Origin of the sequence: Rhodococcus coprophilus NBRC 100603, from assembly GCF_001895045.1 — a bacterium.
Classification (GTDB): Bacteria; Actinomycetota; Actinomycetes; order Mycobacteriales; family Mycobacteriaceae; genus Rhodococcus; species Rhodococcus coprophilus.
This window is the reverse complement of record NZ_BDAM01000005.1, coordinates 205,031-225,079: the sequence shown is the minus strand read 5'-3', so window position 1 is coordinate 225,079 and position 20,049 is coordinate 205,031. Positions and strand designations below refer to the sequence as shown.

General features: G+C 67.2%; 19 protein-coding genes and 1 pseudogene. 7 read left to right on the top strand and 13 right to left on the bottom strand.

Translation table 11 applies throughout. The features are described 5' to 3' along the window. Nucleotides 1-127: 127 nt before the first annotated feature. Nucleotides 128-601, bottom strand: coding sequence for a hypothetical protein (locus RDCOP1_RS21760; RefSeq protein ID WP_231922979.1), 474 nt, complete (start codon nucleotides 599-601; stop codon nucleotides 128-130). Further along, nucleotides 598-1,452 carry a PHP domain-containing protein gene (locus tag RDCOP1_RS09815; protein ID WP_072699922.1) on the bottom strand — a complete coding sequence of 285 codons (855 nt, stop codon included), beginning with the start codon at nucleotides 1,450-1,452 and terminating at the stop codon, nucleotides 598-600. The genes RDCOP1_RS21760 and RDCOP1_RS09815 overlap by 4 nt, the downstream gene beginning before the upstream one ends. 81 nt (nucleotides 1,453-1,533) lie before the next feature. On the opposite strand from RDCOP1_RS09815, the gene RDCOP1_RS09810 reads away from it, so the two are divergent. Together RDCOP1_RS09810 and RDCOP1_RS09805 are read left to right on the top strand one after the other, a co-directional pair. Beyond that, entirely contained in the window at nucleotides 1,534-2,616 is a 1,083-nt protein-coding gene (locus RDCOP1_RS09810) for a magnesium and cobalt transport protein CorA (protein ID WP_072700403.1), read from the top strand. Next, nucleotides 2,607-4,418 carry a hypothetical protein gene (locus tag RDCOP1_RS09805; RefSeq protein WP_371836819.1) on the top strand — a complete coding sequence of 604 codons (1,812 nt, stop codon included), beginning with the start codon at nucleotides 2,607-2,609 and terminating at the stop codon, nucleotides 4,416-4,418. The genes RDCOP1_RS09810 and RDCOP1_RS09805 overlap by 10 nt, the downstream gene beginning before the upstream one ends. A 9-nt stretch (nucleotides 4,419-4,427) precedes the next feature. Here RDCOP1_RS09805 and RDCOP1_RS09800 read toward each other — a convergent pair whose 3' ends face one another. Together RDCOP1_RS09800 and RDCOP1_RS09795 are read right to left on the bottom strand one after the other, a co-directional pair. Further along, on the bottom strand, nucleotides 4,428-5,024 hold the full coding sequence (locus RDCOP1_RS09800; RefSeq protein ID WP_072699920.1) for a suppressor of fused domain protein: 597 nt from the start codon (nucleotides 5,022-5,024) through the stop codon (nucleotides 4,428-4,430). Between the two features lie 52 nt (nucleotides 5,025-5,076). After that, nucleotides 5,077-6,207, bottom strand: a complete 1,131-nt coding sequence (locus RDCOP1_RS09795; protein WP_072700401.1) for a winged helix DNA-binding domain-containing protein — start codon at nucleotides 6,205-6,207, stop codon at nucleotides 5,077-5,079. A 73-nt stretch (nucleotides 6,208-6,280) separates the two neighbouring features. Between RDCOP1_RS09795 and RDCOP1_RS09790 the strand changes: the two genes are divergently transcribed. Then, complete coding sequence (locus RDCOP1_RS09790) at nucleotides 6,281-7,126, top strand: chromosome partitioning protein ParB (protein WP_072699919.1); 846 nt, start codon at nucleotides 6,281-6,283, stop codon at nucleotides 7,124-7,126. 25 nt (nucleotides 7,127-7,151) lie between these two features. Here the strand turns inward: RDCOP1_RS09790 and RDCOP1_RS09785 are convergent, their stop codons facing one another. From RDCOP1_RS09785 to RDCOP1_RS09745, 9 genes and pseudogenes are all read right to left on the bottom strand, one after another. Then, nucleotides 7,152-8,327 (bottom strand): ABC transporter ATP-binding protein, encoded by a 1,176-nt coding sequence (locus RDCOP1_RS09785; RefSeq protein WP_072700400.1) that lies wholly within the window; start codon nucleotides 8,325-8,327, stop codon nucleotides 7,152-7,154. A gap of 5 nt (nucleotides 8,328-8,332) precedes the next feature. Next, on the bottom strand, nucleotides 8,333-9,163 hold the full coding sequence (locus RDCOP1_RS09780; protein ID WP_111731585.1) for a carbohydrate ABC transporter permease: 831 nt from the start codon (nucleotides 9,161-9,163) through the stop codon (nucleotides 8,333-8,335). Nucleotides 9,164-9,165: 2 nt separating this feature from the next. Beyond that, complete coding sequence (locus RDCOP1_RS09775; protein WP_169848876.1) at nucleotides 9,166-10,047, bottom strand: carbohydrate ABC transporter permease; 882 nt, start codon at nucleotides 10,045-10,047, stop codon at nucleotides 9,166-9,168. Nucleotides 10,048-10,109: 62 nt separating this feature from the next. Next, a complete protein-coding gene (locus RDCOP1_RS09770; protein ID WP_072699916.1) occupies nucleotides 10,110-11,453 on the bottom strand; it encodes an ABC transporter substrate-binding protein in 1,344 nt (447 codons plus the stop codon). Between the two features lie 126 nt (nucleotides 11,454-11,579). After that, nucleotides 11,580-12,812 carry a GNAT family N-acetyltransferase gene (locus RDCOP1_RS09765; RefSeq protein WP_072699915.1) on the bottom strand — a complete coding sequence of 411 codons (1,233 nt, stop codon included), beginning with the start codon at nucleotides 12,810-12,812 and terminating at the stop codon, nucleotides 11,580-11,582. 88 nt (nucleotides 12,813-12,900) lie between these two features. Next, nucleotides 12,901-13,845 (bottom strand): hypothetical protein, encoded by a 945-nt coding sequence (locus RDCOP1_RS09760; RefSeq protein ID WP_072699914.1) that lies wholly within the window; start codon nucleotides 13,843-13,845, stop codon nucleotides 12,901-12,903. 105 nt (nucleotides 13,846-13,950) lie between these two features. Beyond that, a complete protein-coding gene (locus RDCOP1_RS09755) occupies nucleotides 13,951-14,439 on the bottom strand; it encodes a general stress protein (RefSeq protein WP_072699913.1) in 489 nt (162 codons plus the stop codon). Between the two features lie 91 nt (nucleotides 14,440-14,530). Further along, a complete protein-coding gene (locus RDCOP1_RS09750; RefSeq protein ID WP_072700398.1) occupies nucleotides 14,531-15,490 on the bottom strand; it encodes an HpcH/HpaI aldolase/citrate lyase family protein in 960 nt (319 codons plus the stop codon). A gap of 143 nt (nucleotides 15,491-15,633) precedes the next feature. Beyond that, nucleotides 15,634-15,822 (bottom strand): annotated as a pseudogene (locus tag RDCOP1_RS09745) (DUF4383 domain-containing protein); the annotation flags it as partial. 231 nt (nucleotides 15,823-16,053) lie between these two features. Between RDCOP1_RS09745 and RDCOP1_RS09740 the strand changes: the two are divergent. The 4 genes from RDCOP1_RS09740 (at nucleotide 16,054) to RDCOP1_RS09725 (ending at nucleotide 20,041) form a co-directional block, all read left to right on the top strand. After that, entirely contained in the window at nucleotides 16,054-17,328 is a 1,275-nt protein-coding gene (locus tag RDCOP1_RS09740) for a magnesium transporter MgtE N-terminal domain-containing protein (RefSeq protein ID WP_072699912.1), read from the top strand. Continuing rightward, on the top strand, nucleotides 17,321-17,845 hold the full coding sequence (locus RDCOP1_RS09735; RefSeq protein WP_072699911.1) for a DUF1003 domain-containing protein: 525 nt from the start codon (nucleotides 17,321-17,323) through the stop codon (nucleotides 17,843-17,845). Before RDCOP1_RS09740 ends, RDCOP1_RS09735 begins: the two co-directional genes overlap by 8 nt. Nucleotides 17,846-17,936: 91 nt before the next feature. Further along, a complete protein-coding gene (locus tag RDCOP1_RS09730; RefSeq protein ID WP_072699910.1) occupies nucleotides 17,937-18,893 on the top strand; it encodes a lysozyme family protein in 957 nt (318 codons plus the stop codon). 278 nt (nucleotides 18,894-19,171) lie between these two features. Next, nucleotides 19,172-20,041: a lytic transglycosylase domain-containing protein gene (locus RDCOP1_RS09725; RefSeq protein ID WP_072699909.1), complete on the top strand. Its 870-nt coding sequence runs from the start codon at nucleotides 19,172-19,174 to the stop codon at nucleotides 20,039-20,041. Nucleotides 20,042-20,049 lie beyond the last annotated feature (8 nt).

Genomic DNA, 20,049 nt, shown 5'->3' with positions numbered 1-20,049 from the left:
ATCGATTGCAAAGGTTTCACCTTTTTGTGGTCTCACCTGTGAGTTTGCGGTAACGCAAGGTACCGCGCAACCCCGTTCCTGCGGATTCTCCGGAGCTACCGGCCGGTAGCTCCGAATGACGGGTGACTCAACCCCACCATTGCGTCGCCAGCAGAATCGATGCAGTGACGATGACCACACCGGACGCCGCGATGGATACCAAGCCCTTTTTCCGGTCGGCAACGATCTGCGCGAGTACCACCGCGACGGCCGCGGCCACATGCGCCGCCACCGACACGGAACCCGGGCCGGGAAAGCCTCGCTCGCCGCTGAGGTACTGCGCTCCGAGCACCACCGTCGCCATCACCAGCACCGCACCGGCAACCACGCCGGAGACGACACGACCCGTGCGTACCGGCAGCGACGCCGTTCGCGCGTGCGCGGACGGCGCACCATTGTCGTACGCCCGATCGTAGTACTGCCCACGGTCGTACGCCCGATCGTAGTACTGCCCACGGTCGTACGTCCTGCCGTAGTACGCACGGTCGTCGTAATGGCGTTGCGCCGCGACGAATTCGTCGTCCGGTCCGGAACCCGGACGCGGTGTGCCCGGCACTCTCATCCCGCGACCACCTCGACTCCCTTCGCCCTGTCGAGCAGAGCCTCGTAGGCACCGGGATCGGTCGTGAACCGTCCGAGCGCGACGTCCTTGTTCCGCCCGTGATAGTCCGACGATCCCGTGACGAACAAACCCAGACGCTCGCCGAGATCCCTCATCGACTGCGCGTCGGCGGCGCTGTGGTCGGGGTGGTCGGCTTCGACCCCGCCCAGACCGATCTCCGCGAGTTCCTCGATCTGATCGAGGGCCAGCAGGCGTCCGCGAGCGCGCGCCCGGGCGTGGGCGATCACGGTGACACCGCCCGCCGCGTTCACCATCTGCACCGCGTCGGTGAGCGGAGTGTCGACCTTCGAGACGTAGTAGCGACCGCGCGGCGACAACAGGTCGGTGAACGCTTCCCCGACGGTGTCCACCACCCCGGCGTCGACGAGCGCCCGCGCCAGGTGAGGGCGACCCGCCGCCGGCCCGGCCTGCGCGAGTACGGCGTCGGCGTCGATGGGCAGGCCGTCCGCGGCCATTCGTTCCGCCATCGCCCGGATCCGCGACACGCGTTCACCGCGCAGACGGTCGAGTTCGACGATGAACGCCGGGTCCTCCGGATCGAACAGGTAGGCCAGCAGATGCACCGCGACCGGCAACCCGTCCTCGCCACGCCCGGTGCACGACATTTCCATCCCGCGCACGAGATGCAGTCCGGAAGGTATGGCCGCGACCGCCTCGTCCCACCCTGCCGTGGTGTCGTGATCGGTCAGTGCCAGTACGTCCAACCCTGCCTCGGATGCCCGGCGGACGATTTCGGACGGACTGTCCGTGCCGTCGGACGCCGTGGAATGGGAGTGAAGATCGATACGCACTCCCCCAGTCTGTCAGGTGTGGCGACTAACATGACGGCGCGACATCTCGTGCCGCTCGACCACAACGGAGAAAGGGAGATCATGGCGCACCTGCCCTCCCGATCGGAACGGCACGTACCGGTGCCCGCCACCGAAGCCGGAGTCCCGGCGCAACCCGAGCCCGGCGAACGGGCCGTTGTGGACTGCGCGGTCTACATCGACGGCCGTCGCGAACCGGGCACATTCAGCTACTCCGCCGCTCTCGCAGAGGTACGAAGCCGTGGCGCCGGATTCGTATGGCTCGGTCTGCACGAACCGGACGAGCAGCAGATGACGAGTGTCGCCCGAACGTTCGGTCTGCACGAACTGATGGCAGAGGACGCGGTGCACGCGCACCAGCGCCCCAAACTCGAGCGCTACGACGATCTGCTGTTCCTCGTGTTGCGAACGGTGAGCTACGTCGAGCACGAAAGCGTGACCACCACCAAGGACATCGTCGAAACCGGCGAGATCATGCTCTTCACCGGTCCGGACTTCGTCATCAGCGTCCGGCACGGCGACCATTCCGAACTGTCGCGGGTCCGCAGGAGTCTCGAGAAGAATCCGTCCCGCCTCGCACTCGGGCCCGCTGCGGTGCTCCACGCGATCGCCGATCACGTCGTCGACTCCTATCTCGCGGTCACCACCGCAGTGCAACCCGACGTCGACGACCTGGAAGAAGTCGTCTTCACCCCGAGCACCACCATCGCGGTCGAGCAGATCTACCTCCTCAAACGCGAAATCGTGCAGCTACGCCGCGCCGTCGTCCCCCTTGCCGAACCGCTCCAGCAACTCATCCGGTCGCCCGGCAACCCCGTGCCGAAGGACGTCCGGCGATACTTCCGCGACGTCGCCGACCATCACACGACCGTCTCCGACCGCATCGCCGCATTCGACGAAACCCTCGGCACTCTGCTCGACGCGGCGATCGCGAAGGTCACGGTGCAGCAGAACACGGACATGCGCCGCATCTCGGCGTGGGTCGCGATCGCCGCCGTCCCGACGATGATCGCCGGCATCTACGGGATGAACTTCGACAAGATGCCCGAGTTGCACTGGGATTACGGCTACTACCTCGTTTGGGCTGTCATCGTCGCCATCACCGTGGGTCTGTTCGTCACATTCCGACGCAACAAGTGGCTGTGACGACCACCCTTTCCGACCGTGAGCCCGAAAACCTTCGGGCACAAGACCGTGGCCGGGTTGTCCTGGTCGTCGCCCTGGTACTGGTCGCGGCGCAGGTGACCATCCGGGCGGTGCTCGCGGGAGCCGGCGAGTTCTATTGGGACGACCTGATTCTCATCGGGCGGGCCGGAACCGAGCCACTGCTGTCCGAATCCTTCCTACGGTACGACCACGACGGGCATCTCATGCCCGGTGCTTTCCTCGTCGCAGGACTGGCCACCGCGCTCGCGCCGCTGCAGTGGTGGCCCGCCGCGACGACCCTGGTGCTCGGGCAGGCGATCGCCTCGCTCGCGGTGCTGCGGGTGCTGTGGCTGCTGCTCGGAGCGCGGCGCGTCCTGTGGGCACCTCTGCTCTTCTATCTGCTCACCCCCCTGACCCTGCCCGCGTTCGCGTGGTGGGCTGCCGCACTCAATTCGCTGCCTCTGCAGGCCGCTCTCGCCTGGGTCACCGGCGATGCCCTGCAATACGCCCGCACCGGCCGACGCCGGCACCTCGTGAGCGGAGTGATCGTCACCGCCCTCTCGCTGTTCTTCTTCGAGAAGGCGATCCTCGTGCCGTTCGTCGCGTTCGCAGCGCTGGCGCTGACCTACCGCGTCGACGGCCGGAGCCGCCCGATCCGGACCGCGGCGCGGCGCGCGGCGCCGCTGTGGCTCGCGTCGGCGTTGATTCTCGCGATCTGGCTCGGCTTCTATGTATCGACCGTCGAGTCCCGCTTCGGGACGCCCACCGCCGAGATGGCACGCGGCCTGAGTATCCACGGCCTGTCTTACGGGCTGCTCCCCGCTCTGGTGGGCGGGCCCTTGCAGTGGGCCCGGTGGAACCCCGGGCCGCCGTGGGCGGATCCACCGGCCGCACTGGTGTTCGTCGCGTGGGCCGTGTTGCTGGGGACACTCGCCTGGAGCCTGCGACGGCGACAGCGCACCGGGTTCGTGTGGGCCGCGACCGCGGCATACGTCGCGGCGTCGATGGTTGCCATGATAAGCACCCGGTTCGGCCCCGGCACCACGTACGAACTCGCCCAGACGCTCCGATACTTCGCCGATTCCGCCGTCGTGGTCGCGATCGCTGCCGCGCTGGTGCTGCGAGCACCGCGCCGGCCGAGCGCGACGACGATCCCGGTACCGGTCCGGCGGACGGCCGCCGCCGGGCTCGCGGCGCTCTTCACCGTGAGTTCCCTGTGGTCCACGGTGACGTTCACCCGCAGTTGGACGGACAATCCGACCGGCGAATACCTCGCGCACGCTCGCGACGGCCTGACCTCTCGCCCCGACGTGGCTGTCCTCGACCACCCGGTGTCGGTATGGGTCCTGCTTCCCGTGACGTTCCCGCACAACCTGGTGTCCTCGGTGTTCGCCGCCCTCCCGGACCGCTCCGACATCGCCGGCAGCACCACCGAACTTCGAGTGCTCGACGAGGTGGGCGCGCTCGTCCCCGCGGATCTGCTGGCCGTGCGCTGGGTCGATTCCGGACCCGAACCGGGCTGCGGACGGCGCGTGGAACCCGGCATCACCACGATGCTGCCCACCGGCCCGATGCTCGAGGCCACGTGGACCGTACAGCTGAACTATCTCGCGTCTTCCGACGGGGAGATCGAGGTGGGTTTCCCGTCGCGCGAGCCCGCTCGGGTCGCGGTCACGGCGGGGCCGAGCACGGTGTACGTGCGGGTGCCCGGCGGCGGCGAGGGCGTGCAGGTCCGCACCGCCACCCCCGGCCTGAGTGTGTGCATCGGTGCGGGACCGGTGGGGGTCGTCGTACCGCGTTGACGCACCGGCTCAGAGACGAGCCTGTGCTCTCTGTGGATCTCGGAGATCGATACCCGCCTCGGTCCACGCCTCGCGCAGCGCGTCGGCGCCGCGCAACCGTTTCCAGGCCGCTTCCGTGCCGGTGAGGGGGATCGCGTCGAAGAATCGGACCGGATCGGCCGGCTCGGGCAGTTCCAGATCCGGCACGTCACCGGCCTCGAGCAGCACAGCGGTGAACGGAGCCCCATCCCAGAGCGGCTCACCGAGGTCGAGCAGCGCATCGTCGGTGAGCACGACCCCTTCCACCGCGGGAAGAGCCGCGAGAAGCGCCAGCGTGCGATGAACACCGGAGGTGATGCCTTCCGCGTGGCGCAGACTCAGGATCAGCTCGGCGCGGGGGCCGCGCGTGGGGTCGGCGACCATGGCCGTCGGGTCGCCCATGGGGTGGCGCGAACAACCCAGTGTCGCGAACCGCACCAACCCGGTCTCGGGGCTGACGAACCGCAGCACATCGATGGGTTCGAGCCCCAGGAACGTCACCGACGCGGATTCGGGTTCCGCGCCGCCGGGCCCGGACAGGTGGGCGGCGAGATGGGTGCGGACTGCGTTGAGCACGGCATCGGTCACCCCTGCAATCTAGTCCGCTCCCCCGTCTGCGGCGCGGGGCCGTCTCGTCGTGTCACATTTCCGCCTCCGGCAGGATCCGCACCTCGTGGTCTTGCGCGCCGGGCGCCGAGAACTTCAGCAAACGCATGCCTTCCGCCTCGATCGCGGACCGGTTCGCGGTGCTGAGCCGGCGCCACGGAGTGACCTCGAGTGTCGCCGACTGTCGAGTCGTGGTGCGGCGGACCGATGCCGACACCGTGCCGCCGACGAGGGCGGTCGCGTGCACGATGCCGTTCTTCGTCACGAGCCGGCGACGATCGGCGTCCGAGATCAGTCGGCTGCGGTCGGCGTGGGAGAGCACCACGTTGTCGTACTGAGCGAGTATGCGGACCGGTGCCGGTGTGGACGCGTCGGGGCGGGGAGCGTCCGGCAGGTCGAACAGTTCGCCGCCCTTCTCGTCACGGAACACCACGAGTTCGGGTCGCAGTGCGTCGAAGATCTCGCCGAGCCGCGGAAGTCCCGACCATGCCTGCGCATCGCGCACGCTCGCGGGGCCGAACGCGGCCAGGTAACGACGCACGAGGGTCTCCGCTTCCGTGGCGCCCGGCGGCAACGATCCGCTGTCGCGTCCGATCCAATGCTCGAGCAGCGTGAGTCGGGGTCGACCGGACCTTCCCCACAAGCCACGTGGAGGGATCTGCACCAGCGGAAGCAATCCGCGGACCGCGAAGGCGAGTGCGCGCGGGTCGTGGCCGGGGAAATGCTCGGTGAGCAGCACCCCCAGTTCCTGCACGGTACGCGGCGCGTGGCGGACCAGGTCTCCGGCGAGCGTGGCCAGCGCCGTGTGGTCGATGCCCGCGAGGCCTGCCGCGTACTGCACGTCGGTGTGCAGGGCGCGGGTCAGCAGCGGCTGCACCCACGGCCGCAAAGCCAGGGCATCGGAGGACGTGACCGCAAAGACGGTGCCGCGCATCAACGCGATGCGGACGACCCGGCGGGACTCGAGCAGGTCCGACAACCGGCCGGGGGTGAATCCGCGCATCCGCGTCCACAACGCGTAGTACGGGGGCTCCGGCGCCTGCGCCTGGAGTCCGATCAGATGCTCCAGCATCTCCGTGACGGACAGGTCGCTACGCCTCAGCAGATGTTGACGGGCAAGCGTGGCGCGACCGAGTTCACGAACGGTGAGGATCCGGGTCGTCACGGACTCGACTGTCGCACGGACCACCGACACGAAGGACACCCCGAGGCGACTCGGCACCCGGTACCGTCGAGGAATGGCGCGCGACACCGGGTTTCCGGTCTCCGATGCCGGGGACGATTTCGCCCGGCAGCGTCGCCGCGCCGAGTACGCCCGGCTGATCGCCAGACTGCGACGCGAACCCGACGACGTCAACACCGTCCTGCCGTTCGACGAGGTGGTTCGTGCGCTCGGCAGAGTCGGCGAGCGCTCCCTCGGCCTCCAGGTCATCGAAGTCTCGTCGATCGTCGGCAGCGTGGATCGCACCGACGATTTCGACCGGCGTTTCCGTCCCACCTCGGCCCGGCTGCGTCAGCGCTGGGAGCGGATCGCCGTGGCCCGCAGGCGAGGCGAGGCGATGCCGCCCATCTCTGTGTATCGGGTCGGTTCGATGCATTTCGTGCAGGACGGGCACCACCGCGTGTCCATCGCATACTCCCGGAACGACCCCACCATCGACGCCTACGTCACCGAGGTCGTCACCCGGATCTCCGGCGACGGCATCACCGTCCAGTCGGATCTCGTCCACAAGGACCACTACCGGATGTTCTGCACCCGCGTCCCGCTGCCTGCCGGGGCCGCCGATTCCGTGCGGGTCACCGATCCGTGGGACTACGCCGAACTCTCCGAAGCGGTCGAGGCGTGGGGTTTTCGGCTGATGCAGGACCTCGGGGAGTTCCTCACCCGCGAGGAGGTCGCGCAACGCTGGTACGACGACGAGTTCGTGCCCGTGGTCGCGTTGGCGCGTGCCGCCGATATCCTGCCGAACCGGACGGAGGCAGAGACATACCTGTGGATCGCGCGCGAACGCTATCGCCTCGTGCGCCGCCACGTCTGGAACGACGAAATCGTGGAACGACTGCGACGACAGAATCCCCGATGATCGGTGGAGCACGCGGGGCTGCGCGTCACGGTCGAAGGGTGACGTTCGTGCCGGTCTCCTGATCGAACAGGGCGACCTTGGCGGGGTCGAACCACAGATCCACCGGCTTGTCCTTGGCCACTTGCGATTCGACGGGCAGGCGTGCCACCAGCGAGCCTCCGGCCAGATCGACCGACGCTGTCGCCGCGGCGAGTTCGTCGAGTTCCTTCGACCGCACGCCGGGGCCTTCCACCTTGAAGTACGCGAACTTGTCCGACCCCATCGATTCGAGGACGTCGACGTCCGCCGTGAACGTCACACCCTTCTCCCGTTGCGTGGAGTCGAGGAGCGCCGCGTCCTCGAAGTGCTCCGGACGGATCCCGAGCACCACGTCACGGGAGGGATTGTGCTGCCGCACCATCTCCCACCGATCCTCCGGGAGCGCGAAATCTCCGAAAGCGGAACGTACCTTCCCTGATTCCAGTTGTCCCGAGGTGAAGTTCATCGCGGGTGAGCCGATGAACCCGGCCACGAACAGGTTCCGGGGATGGTCGTAGAGGTCCTGGGGCGCGCCCACCTGCTGGACGATCCCGCCGCGCATGACCACCACCCGATCGCCGAGTGTCATCGCCTCGGTCTGGTCGTGGGTGACGTACACGGTGGTCGTCCCGAGCCGCTTCTGCAACCGGGCTATCTCGGTCCGCATCTGGACCCGGAGTTTCGCATCCAGGTTGGACAGCGGCTCGTCCATGAGGAAAGCCTTGGGGTTACGCACAATGGCGCGCCCCATGGCAACTCGCTGCCTCTGTCCACCGGAGAGGTTGGCGGGTTTCCGGTCGAGGTGCTGGGTGAGGTCGAGGATTCGGGCGGCCTCGTCGACCTTCTCCGCGATCTCCTTCTTCGGAAGCTTCGCCAAAGTCAGTGGGAATTCGATGTTCTCGCGCACCGTCATGTGCGGGTACAGGGCATACGATTGGAACACCATCGCGATGTCGCGGTCCTTCGGCGCCTTCTCGTTGACGCGCTCGCCCGCGATCCGAAGTTCACCGCTGGAGATATCCTCCAGGCCCGCGATCATGTTCAGCGTCGTCGACTTCCCGCAACCCGAGGGACCGACGAGGATGATGAATTCGCCGTCCGCGATCGTCAGATCGACATTGCTGACAGCCTTGGAACCGTCGGGGTATTCCTTCGTCACCTTGTCGAGCACGATCTCGGCCATGACGCTCACCCCTTCACAGCGCCGGAGGTCAATCCGGCGACGATACGACGTTGGAAGATCAGTACGAACACGATGATCGGGATGGTGATGACCATCGCGGCTGCGGCAATGGAACCGGTCGGCTCTTCGAACTGGGAAGCACCGGTGAAGTTCGCGATTGCGGCCGGCGCCGTGATCGAGCGTTCCGTCGAGGTCAGCGAGATCGCGAACAGCAGGTCGTTCCAGCAGAAGATGAACACGAGGATCGCCGCGGTGATGATTCCCGGTGCCGCAAGCGGGGCGATGACCTTCCGGAAGGCCTGGGCCGGGGTCGCACCGTCCATCTTGGCGGCCTTCTCCAGTTCCCACGGGATCTCCCTGAAGAACGCCGAGAGCGTGTAGATCGCCAGCGGAAGCGAGAAGGTGATGTACGGGATGATCAGCGCGGCCCAGGTATCGAACAGTCCGATGCTGCGCATGATCTCGAACAGCGGGCTGACCAGGGAGATCTGCGGGAACATCGCGATGAGCAGCGCGACGCCGACCAGCACCTTCTTGCCCGGGAAGTCGAGGCGCGCGACGGCGTACGCGGCCATCGTCCCGAGGATCACGGCGATGAACGTCGCGATCAGGCCGATCCCGATCGAGTTGATGAGCGCGCTCGTGAAGGCGTTGGTCTTGAAGATGCCGCGATAGTTGTCGAGGGTCCACTGCTCCGGGATGAAGTTGCCGTCCTTGATGGTGCCGGGCGGCTTGAACGACAGGCTGGCGATCCACAGCACCGGCACGAGTGCGTAGATGAGTACGAGCACATTCACCGCGGACCACGACACGGTCTTGTTGCGGTTGTCCGCCATCGTCATCGATTCCCTTCGTCCGACCCGGGCGCCGACGCACCGAACAGCTTGATGAACACGAACGCGATGATTGCGACACACACGAAGATCAGGACGCTGATCGCAGAGCCGATACCCAGGTTGAATGCCTTGAAGAGGTTGTCGTAGCCGAGAATCGACAGTGACCCGGTGTTGTTGGAACCCCGGGTCAGGACGTAGATGTTGTCGAAGATCCGGAACGCGTCGAGCGTGCGGAACAACAGTGCGACGAGAATCGCCGGCTTCATCAAGGGCACGATGATGCGGATCAGCCTGGTCCACGCCCCCGCACCGTCCACCTGCGCGGCCTTGAGCAGGTCGTCGGGAACCAGCGCAAGACCGGCGAGCAGCAGCAATGCCATGAACGGCGTCGTCTTCCAGACCTCCGCGAGCACGATGATCGCCAGCGACGGCAACTGCTCTGTGAGCGGAGCACTGCCGTCCGGCAACAGGTTCGCCAGGTATCCGGTGCCGGGCGTCCACGCGTAGTACCAGCTGTAAGCGGCTGCGACGGTGACGATCCCGTAGGGAATGAGCACCACCGTACGGACAAGCCCCTTGCCGAGGATGGTCCGCTGCATGACGAGAGCCAGCGCCAGGCCCAGCACGAACTCGATGGCGACCGAGACGACGGTGATGCCGAGGGTGACGAAGAATGCCTGCCACCAGAACGCGTCGGTGAGCACATCCCCGTAGTTCGACAGGCCGACGAAACTCCGGTCGTCCGGAAAACGGAGGTCGTAACGCTGCAGGCTCAGCCACACGGCATACGCGACGGGATAGGCGGTCACCAGAACCATGACCAGAGCCGCCGGTGCGACAAGCCAGAGGCCGAGACGCCGCTCGGCCTTCTTCCCCTCGGACAGAGCCGCTTTCGCCGGACGAGTGTTGTCGTCCTGTTCGTTGCGTTTCTGCGATTCGACTGCGGTCACGGAACCAGCCCTTCCGAGTTGACCGCCTTGCGGACCTGTTCGGCGAGTTCGTCGACGGTCTTCGGCGGGTCGATCTTGTCCACCGGGTTGAGGACGGAGGTCACCAAGGTCGAAATACTCTGGTATGCGGGCGAAGCGGGGCGTACAGCCGCGTTCTCGAGACTCGCGCGCACCTCCCGCCACGCGGGGTATGCCTCCTGGAATACCGGGTCGTCGTAGAGCACTTCGAGGGTCGGGGGTACGCCGCCCGCGACCGCATTGTTGCGCTGATTCTCTTCGTTGCGCAGGCAGGTCATCGCCTCGAACGCGAGGTCGGGATGAGTACTCGTCTGGGCGACCGCGATGTTGAACCCACCGATCGTGACTTTCGCCGGCTCACCAGGAATCACCGAGGGGTACGGCGCCGGAAGGAAGTTCTGTTCACCGTCCACGATGAGGACCGTGTTGCCGGTGTCCACCGCGGTGACATTGCCGTTCTCGTCGATGAACGGCAGGTCGGCGGCATTCTCCAGGATCCCCGGCAGCACGAACGGCCAGTTCACTTCGAACGCCGTGCGACCGCTCTCCATCCCCAGTCGCACCGCCGCTTCGTCGGCCTGGTTCAGCGACGGGTCGGCTCCGGGTGCGGTCGCCACCCGTTTCATGATGTCGAGGGCGGTCTCCGCCGCGTCGCCGTCCGCGAGGGTCACGGTGACACCGTCGTCGGCGACGACAGACCCGCCGGCGCTTGCGAGGAGGGTGTTGAACCACACCATGAGACCTTCGTATTGACGTCCGGTGACCCCGATCCAGCTCGGCAGCCCCTCGGAAGCGAGATCACTTGCTATGTCGATCATCTCGTCCCAGGTCCGCGGCGGCTGCCCGTCCGGCATCAAATCCTTGCGGTACCAAAGCAACTGCGTGTTGGTGTTGAGTGGTGCGGCGTAGAGGACGTCCTGCCAGGTAGCGGATTCGAGGGGCCCTCGGAGGGTCCCTTCCGTCACGTCGGCCGCGATCTCGGGGGGCAGGGGTACAGCCCATCCGGCTTCGGCGAATTCGGCGGTCCAGACCACGTCGAGCGTCATCAGATCGAGACTGGCGTCCCCACCGGTGAGACGCCGCGCCAACTGCAGTCGCTGATCGTCGGCGTTCTTCGGGAGCGTTCTCTGCTCCACCGAGTAACGCCCCTGTGCCTGCTCGGTGCAGACGGCCGCTGCCTGCGCGTACTGCTCGGCGCCGTCCGCCGCCGTATAGAAGCTGAGAACGGTCCCGTTGCTCTCGCTTCCACAGGCTGTCAGGCCCGCCGCGGCGAGAACCGTGACAGCGCCGGCCGTGACGTGCCTTGCCCACTTCCGTCGCATACCGCCCCCGCCCGCACCGCCGAGACAGTGACTTGTGTCACCGAAACTGACAATATCGCTTGGTGTCGTACGACCGGAGCAAAACGGGCTTTGCCCCCACGAGGAGGACTCCGAGAGCGGTTGCGCTCAGAAAGACGTTCCCGCGAACGGCGCCGTCGGCCAATCGAAAAGGCCGTCTGCCGTAGGTACGGCGTCCGCGTGACGGACCTCGACCCGGCCCGCTGCCGCGAGCTCACGCCAGGTGACGCCTCCCAGCAGGACCGATCCGACCTCCGCCACGCCGGCCCGCAGATCTGCCGGGTCGCCGGAGCGCGCGACCCCACCGGAGGAGATCGCGTAGGTGCCCTCGTTCTCCGGGAACAGCGGGTCGACCACGCCGATCGTCACCGTGCCCGTGCCCTCGTAGGTGCGGCACGCCAGTGCCCGTTCCACGTCGAGAATCCGAAGCCACGTCTCGTCGCTCACCGACCGCACCCGGACCGCCCGGTGGTCGCGCAGCAGCCACGGCATCGGATCGTCGGTGGGCAGTTCCGCGAACCTGATGCGGTCGACGAGGTCGAGTCGCAGCAGGAAGCGCAGAAGACCCGCGTGGGCCTCGGGCGAGGGCGCGAAGAAGTCGTCGACGAGGACGGCAGGGCTGTCGCTCGAGAACCACTGATGGGGATCTGCGGGGACCGGCCGGTATCGCACGAACCCGTTCTCATGTCCCGCCTCGCCGTGCACGGCTACGTACTGCGGGCCCGGATTCGACTCCGCCCGCAGTTCCTGCGAAGCCCACCAGCGACTCCACCTGTCCAGGGTTCCGGGACGGGTAGGCAGATTGCGGGCGTAGGTGTCTCGCAGCACGCTCCAGTGGCCGGGAGCGGACACCAGCCGAACGGCTCCGCCCTCCGGCGCTCCGGGTCGCAGGCTCGCACGGCGCACGTCTATCTCCGTTTCCGCAGACCACGAGGCGATACCGAATCCGAATCGGCCGTAGATCGTCGCTTCGGAAGCACGAAGGGTCGCGATCACCTCACCGCCGGCGCGGGCGTCGCGAAGTTGCCGGTGCACGAGAGCGGTGAGCACTCCCCGGCGGGTGTGGGTGGGAAGCACGCCGATGTGCGTGACTGCGGCATGCCCGACCCGTGCGCCGCCCGGAAGCGCGATCTCACCAGAGAAGGCATCGACGGTGCCGGCGAGCACCCCGTCGACGAATGCTCCGTAGGTCCGGCCGGGTTCGAGGTAGTCGTCGATCCTTCCCGCCGGGTAGTTCACGGACGGCAAGCCCACCATCGCCGTCCGGAACAGAGCCATCGCCTGGAGACGTTCGGTCTCGGATTCGAGGACGCGCACTTCCGGTTCGACGTTTCGACTCATGCAAGGACCCTATCCGACCTGGCACCTCCGCAAGAGGCAAGTTTCGGTGTAGGTACGTATGTGTCTGCCGAGCACAAGTTTTCGCGTGTCATCGAGTCGAGTTCTGCAGGCGCACAAGCTTCGCCTCGGCGGCCGAGGCCGCTCGTTCCGCAGAGGTGATCTCCTTCTTCGCACGGGCTACGGCGCGGCGCGCGAATTGTCGCTGCTGCTCTGCGTGTTCGAGTTTGCGGCGCAGATCGGCGACCTCCCGCTCGAACCGTTCGAGTTCCGCATCGGCATCACCGGATGCGGAACGTTCCTGCTCGACGGCCGCGCGCGCTGCTTCGACCTCGGCTGTGACCGCATCGATCTCCGCCTGCCGCGCCTCACGTTCCGCCTTGCTGCGCTCGGCCTGGTTGCGCTCGGCCTTGCTTGCTTTGCCCGACTTCTCCCGCTCGGTATCGCGGTCGGGTTTGTCTTCGGAACTTCGTCTCACCCGAGTTTTCGACCGCTCGGGCGCCTTGCGCTCGGCGTCGCCGTCGGCCGAATCCGGTACGAGCGTCAACGGCACAGACGACAGGTCGCCGAACCCACTGTGCTCCACGATGGAGGCGAGCCGTCCCGCGCGAACCTCGTCGGCCACGCCAGGGTCCGCGAGCGCGGCATTGAGTGTCTGGCCGACTTCCCTCAGCGCACTCTCGGTGGCGTGCCGCCCGCGTTCGTCGGCAAGGTCGGCAGCCGCCCGCTCGAGCGCCGTCACGACCCGGCGTCGTTGCGCCGACAGTGCCCGGATGTCGCTGCCGGACAGTCGTCGCTGCGCGGCGCGCAGAGAATCACCGAGATCCAGCAGTGCAGCGAGTTCGTCGGCACGCTCGCGCGCGAGGAGGTTGACCATCCACGCCGCGACGGTCGGCTTCCGCAACCGGCCGATCGCGGCGGTGAGTTCACGGTTGCCCGCCCGACGGGCCTCCGCTGCGCATTCGCTGCGGGCGGACACGAAGTCACCGGGGTCCAGACCGTAGAGCTTGTCGGCCACCGAGTCGAGATCGCGCATAGGACCGACACTAGGGCGGCGACGAGCCCGGTGCAGCCCCGCACCGAGACCCGGCGACCCGGAATCTCGGCAACAGGAGGCTGCCCGACCCCGCGCGCCGCTGAATTACAGGGCGAGTTTGGCCAGCAGGTCGCGGGCCTGCTCCGCCGTGCGCGGCTTGCACAGCACGTCGTACCGCCCCGCCACGAGTTGCATCGTCGAGGAGAAGTCGCGCTGTCCGCGGGTCGCGGCGTAGGGGATCGACGCCGAGATCAGGCCGAAGATGATGCCGCCGACGAGACCGACCAGGAGCGGACCCAGGAAGTCGGTGGAGAAGATTCCCAGCAGCAGACCGAAGAACACACCGAGCCACGCGCCGGAGACGATTCCGCCGCCGATCACCTTCGGCCAGGTCAGCCGACCGGTCACCCGCTCGACCTGCATGAGGTCGACGCCGACGATGGTGACGTCCTCGACGGAGAAGTTCTGATCGGAGAGGTGGTCGACAGCGCGCTGCGCCTCGGCATAGGTCGTATACGAACCGACCGGCCACCCGCTCGGCGGTTCTGGGAGGCCCGGCACCTGACGGCCGCCAGGTCCGATGGGATTCGTCATGAGTATTCGGCTCCTTCTCGATGGCCGCGCGCCGTCTTCACCGACACGCCCGGTGCCCATTCTGCCCGGTCCCGGTCGGTGAACACGACTGCTACGAACGTGGAGGCTCGAACGTTTCGGTGCGCGTCATCCCCGCCGCCCGCCCCTTGGCCGAGATCACGAGTGCCATCTTGCGGCTCGCCTCGTCGATCATCTCGTCGCCGAGCATCGCCGCGCCGCGCGCTCCGCCGTCCGCGGAGGTGTGCCACTCGTAGGCGTCGAGGATCATCTCGGCCTTGTCGTAATCCTGCTGTCGCGGGCTGAACACCTCGTTGGCGGCGTCGATCTGGCTGGGATGCAGCACCCACTTGCCGTCGAAGCCGAGGGCGGCGCTGCGCTGGGCCGACCGGCGGAACGCGTCCACGTCCCGAATCTGGAGGTAGGGGCCGTCGATCGCCTGAAGACCGTGGGCGCGTGCGGCTATGAGGATCGTCATGAGGATGTGGTGGTACGCGTCGCCCCGGTCGTAACCGTCGGGCTGCTCCCCCACCACGAGCGTGCGCATGTTGATGCTCGCCATGAAATCTGCCGGACCGAATACGAGAGTTTGCACGCGCGGACTCGCGGTCGCGATCGCGTCGATGTTGGTGAGGCCGAGAGCATTCTCGATCTGGGGTTCGATTCCGATCCGGCCGACTTCGAGGCCGTTGGCCTTTTCTACCTGCGTGAGAAGGAGATCGAGAGCTTGGACATGACTCGCGTCCGGAACCTTCGGCAGCAGAATCGCATCGAGGTTCGCACCGGCGCCGCCGACGACGGTCGCGACATCGAGGTAGGTGGCGTCGGTCGTCCAGTCGTTCACTCGGACCACCTTCAGCTGGTCACCCCATCCGTCTTCGGCGAGCGCCTCGACGACGGTCGTCCGGGCCTCCTCCTTGGCGAGGGGCGACACCGCATCCTCGAGATCGAGGAAGATCTCGTCCGCGGGGAGCCCTTTGGCCTTGTCGATCATCTTTCGGCTGCTGCCGGGAACGGCCAGCACCGACCGCCGGGGCCTGTAGGAAAACGACATGACCGGACCGACCTCCACGTTCGGGAAACACACGAGCCGCGGGCGGCGAGCCCGTGGTGTCGATCATGCTAGCGCTCGGTGATTCCGGCGGTCGGTTGTCAGCGGGCCGGCTTCGGGGTCGACCCGCTGACAGTGCTCGCCTGCTAGACCGCGCGTCGGCGCGGTACCAGCAGCACCCCGAGGGCGATCATCGCGACCGCCAGTACGAAGTGCAGCCAATCGTCCGCGTTGTTGAGCGGAACGAAGTTCGCCGCGCTGTCCTTGTCGATCAGCAGGCCGTAGATCCACAGGACGGCGTAGATCCCGCCGCCGCCGATGAGAAATGCCCTGGCCCCGGCAATAGTCGACTGCGGCAAACCCGGCGATCGGAGGCGGATTCACCGATCCCGTCCGAGCGCAGTGGGAGCAGTGCGCTCGGTGCGTACGATGACTACGGTTCATGCGGCTCGCGGCGGATGTTCTTTTCGCGACGGGCCGAGGCCCTGGACGGTGTGTCCACACCGCTCGGGGCCGCTTTTATGCTGGGCTCCGTACGGCACACCGAAACGGTTGGGAGTGACCTCTTGGCAGCAGTGAGCAAGGTATTCGTCGCCAGGCTCACGGGTCTGGTGGTCCTCGGGCCCGACGGCGAATCGATAGGTCGCGTGCGCGACGTCGTACTCACCATCCGGATCGGTCGCCAACCGCCACGGGTACTGGGGCTCGTCGTGGAGCTGCCCACGCGAAAGCGGATCTTCGTCCCGATGCTGCGGGTGACGGCGATCGAACCGGGGTCGGTGACGTTGGTGACCGGCAACGTGAGTCTGCGGCGTTTCACGCAACGTCCGTCCGAGGTGCTCGCGCTGGCGCAGGTGGTCGATTCGAAGGTGCGTGTCGAGGATCCGGAACTGCCGGATCTGATGGGTGTGGACACCGTCGTGGTGGACCTCGGCATCGAACTGACGCGCACCCGGGACTGGGTGGTGGCGCGGGTCGCGGTGCGCCGGCAGCGTGGTCGGCTCGCCCGGCGGGCACCGATCCACGTCGTCGAATGGCCCCACGTGCACGGACTCACACAGCAGGCGCTGTCCATGCCCGGCCAGGGTGTCGCGCAATTGCTCATGCAGTTCGAGGACATGCGGCCCGCCGACGTCGCCAATTCCTTGCGCGACCTGCCGGCGAAGCGGCGCACCGAAGTCGCCGTCGCACTCGACGACGAGCGGCTTGCCGACATCGTCCAGGAACTCCCGTCCGACGACCAGACCGAACTGCTCACCGAACTGGGTGTCGACCGTGCGGTTTCGGTGCTCGAGGCGATGGATCCCGACGACGCCGCCGACCTGCTCGGCGAGTTGCCGGAGACGGACGCGGAGTCGTTCCTGCAGCGAATGGATCCGGAGGACTCCGAGCCCGTGCGGCGACTGCTCGAGCACTCCCCCGACACCGCCGGCGGTCTGATGACCCCCGAGCCGGTCGTGCTCAGTCCGGCAACAACCGTCGCCGAGGCTCTCGCGCGGGCACGGCACCCGGATCTGACGCCGGCGCTGGCGTCGATGATATTCGTGGTGCGGCCCCCCACCGCGACCCCGACGGGCAAATACCTCGGCTGCGTCCACCTGCAACGATTGCTGCGCGAACCACCCGCGACTCTGATCGGCGGCATCATCGACAACGATCTGCCGCGTCTGGATCCCGGCGACGCGCTGACGACCGTCACCCGATACTTCGCGACCTACAACCTGGTGTGCGGGCCGGTGGTCGACGACGAGCAGCACCTCCTCGGTGCGGTGAGTGTCGACGACGTGCTCGACCATCTGCTGCCCGAGGACTGGCGTGACGAGGAGACCGAGGATGAGTGACCGACTCACACAGGGCCGCTCGCGCCTCGAGACACCGCAGTCCTCCCGGTTCCGCTGGAACTTCGATGTGGAAGCAGTCGGACGGGTCAGCGAACGCGTCGCACGTTTCCTCGGCACCGGGCGGTATCTGGCGATCCAGACCATTTTCGTGGTGGTGTGGATCGCCCTGAACATGACCGCGCTCGTCGGGCGATGGGACCCCTACCCGTTCATCCTGCTCAATCTCGCGTTCTCGACCCAGGCTGCGTATGCCGCGCCGCTGATCCTCCTGGCTCAGAACCGTCAGGAGAACCGCGACCGGGTGTCGCTCGAGGAAGACCGGGCCCGGGCCGAGCAGACGAAGGCGGACACCGAGTTCCTCGCACGCGAACTCGCTGCTCTGCGCCTCGCCGTAGGCGAAGTGGCGACCCGCGACTACCTGCGACGCGAACTCGACGATCTCAGATCGTTGCTGGTCGACGAAGACGAGGACGAGTCGGGGTCCGGATCGGGCAAGGGCCGCGCCCCTCGCCGCTGATACCGGGAATTACCCAAGAGCCGACCCGGTTCTGTAACGTTCGTCACAACAAGAAGCGATGTGGCACACGAACACACAAGGGGGCGGTCGGGTGCGATGGACAGCGGCATTGGCGGTCCCGATGGTCGTGGCGGCCGGGCTGGTCGCGACGGCCTCGTCGGCGATACCGAGCGTCGCCGAGGAGATCCCGGACAGTACGTCCGCGTCGCTGGAAGTTCCGCCGACTCTCGTGGGCGTGCTGCCCGCCGATCCTGCTTCGCCGGCCAGTTTCCGGAGTCCGGCCGAGCCGTCCGACCCGGTGCTGCAACATCCACCCGCCCCGGCGGGCGCGGGCGCAACGTCGATCTTCGGTGAGGGGCCCGCTGCGATACCGGAACTCGTCTACTACGCGTACCGGGCCGCCGAGATGCAGATGGCCGTGGACAGTCCGGAATGCGGTTTGCCGTGGCACCTGCTCGCCGCCGTCGGCCGCCTGGCGTCGGAGCATGCCGACGGGGGCCGCACCGACATCCTCGGGACGCTGACCACCCCCAAGGTCGCGCCCGGCGGAGCGCTCGGCCCCATGCTGCTGCCCGCCGCCGCGTGGGAGACGCATCGCGCCGACGGAAACGCGGACGGAACCACGGACGCCCAGAACGTCTTCGACGCGACCCTGGCGGCGAGCGCGTGGATGTGCGCGGACGGCGCGCGTTTGCGGGAACCCGACGGCGAGGCACGCGCGGTCGCACTGTTCGACGCTTCGCCGGAGTATCTGGCGAATGTGCGGGAGTGGTCGGCCACCTACGCGAAGGGCGCCGAGGTCGCGGAGGCCGCGATGGCGCCGCCGCCCGCGCGGCCCGTACCGGCAGCGTCCGACATCGCCGCGCCGGCACCTGCCCTGGCCGTTCCCGGCTCTCCCCAAGCAGACCCGGCCACACCCGGGGACACGTCGAGTGGAACCGGCGAAGACGGTGCCGAAGGCGGCATTCCGGCCCTGCCGCCGGTGCCTCTGCCGGTGCTGCCCGAGTTGCCGGCGGTCCCCTGCTTGGTTCCTGCGTTCTGCAACTGATCAGTGTTCTGCAACTGATCAGTGCGTCAGGAGTTCGGTGGGTCAGGAGTCGCTTTCCGGTACCCGCACGCCCCTCGTCCGACACGCCGCACGTCACGTGACTCGAGTCACATTCACGTAACGGCAAAATGCTCTTATCGGGGCAGATATTGATCTTCCGGCCTCACCCCACGCGTTACATCACGTTTAAATAACAGAATGGCTACGAGCCGTGTACTGTCAGCCCCGGTAAGTAACGGAGGCATCTCGGGTTCGAGATTCGCCCGAGGGAGGTACGAGTGGGCCGGCACGCACGACCGACGGATTCCAAGATCCGCCGCAATTCGGTTATCGCAATGACAGGTCTGGTACCGGTGGGCCTCGTCGCCGCCGCCGCCTCCACCGCCGGTGCTTCACCGCGAGCCCTGCTCGGAATCCATCAGGACGCCCAGGCCACGACCCTCGGCAACGCAGTTCCCGAGACGCTCCCGTCGGTTCCCGAAGCCGTCGCGGTGGCGCAGTCGATCATGCTCGAGCCCGCGCCGGCACCGGTGCTCGCACCGAAGTCCGCGATGCAGGCCGAAGCTCCGACCGAGGCGAAGGTCCTATCCGAGGGACCTCTCGGCATCCCCGGCATCAACTTCGACGCCTACCGCAATGCCGAACGCATCATGGCCGAGGAGAATCCCGGCTGCGGTATGTACTGGACGCTGCTCGCCGGTATCGGCCGCGTCGAATCCGGTCACGCGAACGGCGGTAAGGCCGATGCGAAGGGTGACCTCTTCAAACCCGTGATCGGATTGCCGCTCAACGGCAGTCTGCCCGGTCAGGCAACCATTACCGACACCGACGGCGGAGCACTCGACGGCGACGCCGTCTACGACCGCGCCGTGGGCCCCATGCAGTTCATCCCCACCACGTGGAACCAGTACGCCGGCGACGGCAACGGCGACGGGGTCTCCGACCCCCAGAACCTCTACGACTCGACGCTGACGACCGCGCGGTACCTGTGCGACGGCGGGCTCGACATGCGCAACCTGGGGCACGCGAGCAAGGCGATCCACCGGTACAACAATTCGATGGCCTACGTTGCGAACGTGTTCGCGTGGTCGGCGGCCTACTCGACCGGCGTCACACCGAGTCCGGCCGACCTGCCGCGCATCCACTGACAGGTCCC

What these genes read in the sequence shown, in the direction of transcription:
- RDCOP1_RS21760 (WP_231922979.1), bottom strand. Translation starts at nt 601, where the DNA reads ATGAGAGTGCCGGGCACACCGCGTCCGGGTTCCGGACCGGACGACGAA.
- RDCOP1_RS09770 (WP_072699916.1), bottom strand. Translation starts at nt 11,453, where the DNA reads ATGCGACGGAAGTGGGCAAGGCACGTCACGGCCGGCGCTGTCACGGTT.
- RDCOP1_RS09810 (WP_072700403.1), top strand. Translation starts at nt 1,534, where the DNA reads ATGGCGCACCTGCCCTCCCGATCGGAACGGCACGTACCGGTGCCCGCC.
- RDCOP1_RS09780 (WP_111731585.1), bottom strand. Translation starts at nt 9,163, where the DNA reads ATGGCGGACAACCGCAACAAGACCGTGTCGTGGTCCGCGGTGAATGTG.
- RDCOP1_RS09750 (WP_072700398.1), bottom strand. Translation starts at nt 15,490, where the DNA reads ATGTCGTTTTCCTACAGGCCCCGGCGGTCGGTGCTGGCCGTTCCCGGC.
- RDCOP1_RS09785 (WP_072700400.1), bottom strand. Translation starts at nt 8,327, where the DNA reads ATGGCCGAGATCGTGCTCGACAAGGTGACGAAGGAATACCCCGACGGT.
- RDCOP1_RS09755 (WP_072699913.1), bottom strand. Translation starts at nt 14,439, where the DNA reads ATGACGAATCCCATCGGACCTGGCGGCCGTCAGGTGCCGGGCCTCCCA.
- RDCOP1_RS09765 (WP_072699915.1), bottom strand. Translation starts at nt 12,812, where the DNA reads ATGAGTCGAAACGTCGAACCGGAAGTGCGCGTCCTCGAATCCGAGACC.
- RDCOP1_RS09735 (WP_072699911.1), top strand. Translation starts at nt 17,321, where the DNA reads ATGAGTGACCGACTCACACAGGGCCGCTCGCGCCTCGAGACACCGCAG.
- RDCOP1_RS09790 (WP_072699919.1), top strand. Translation starts at nt 6,281, where the DNA reads ATGGCGCGCGACACCGGGTTTCCGGTCTCCGATGCCGGGGACGATTTC.
- RDCOP1_RS09760 (WP_072699914.1), bottom strand. Translation starts at nt 13,845, where the DNA reads ATGCGCGATCTCGACTCGGTGGCCGACAAGCTCTACGGTCTGGACCCC.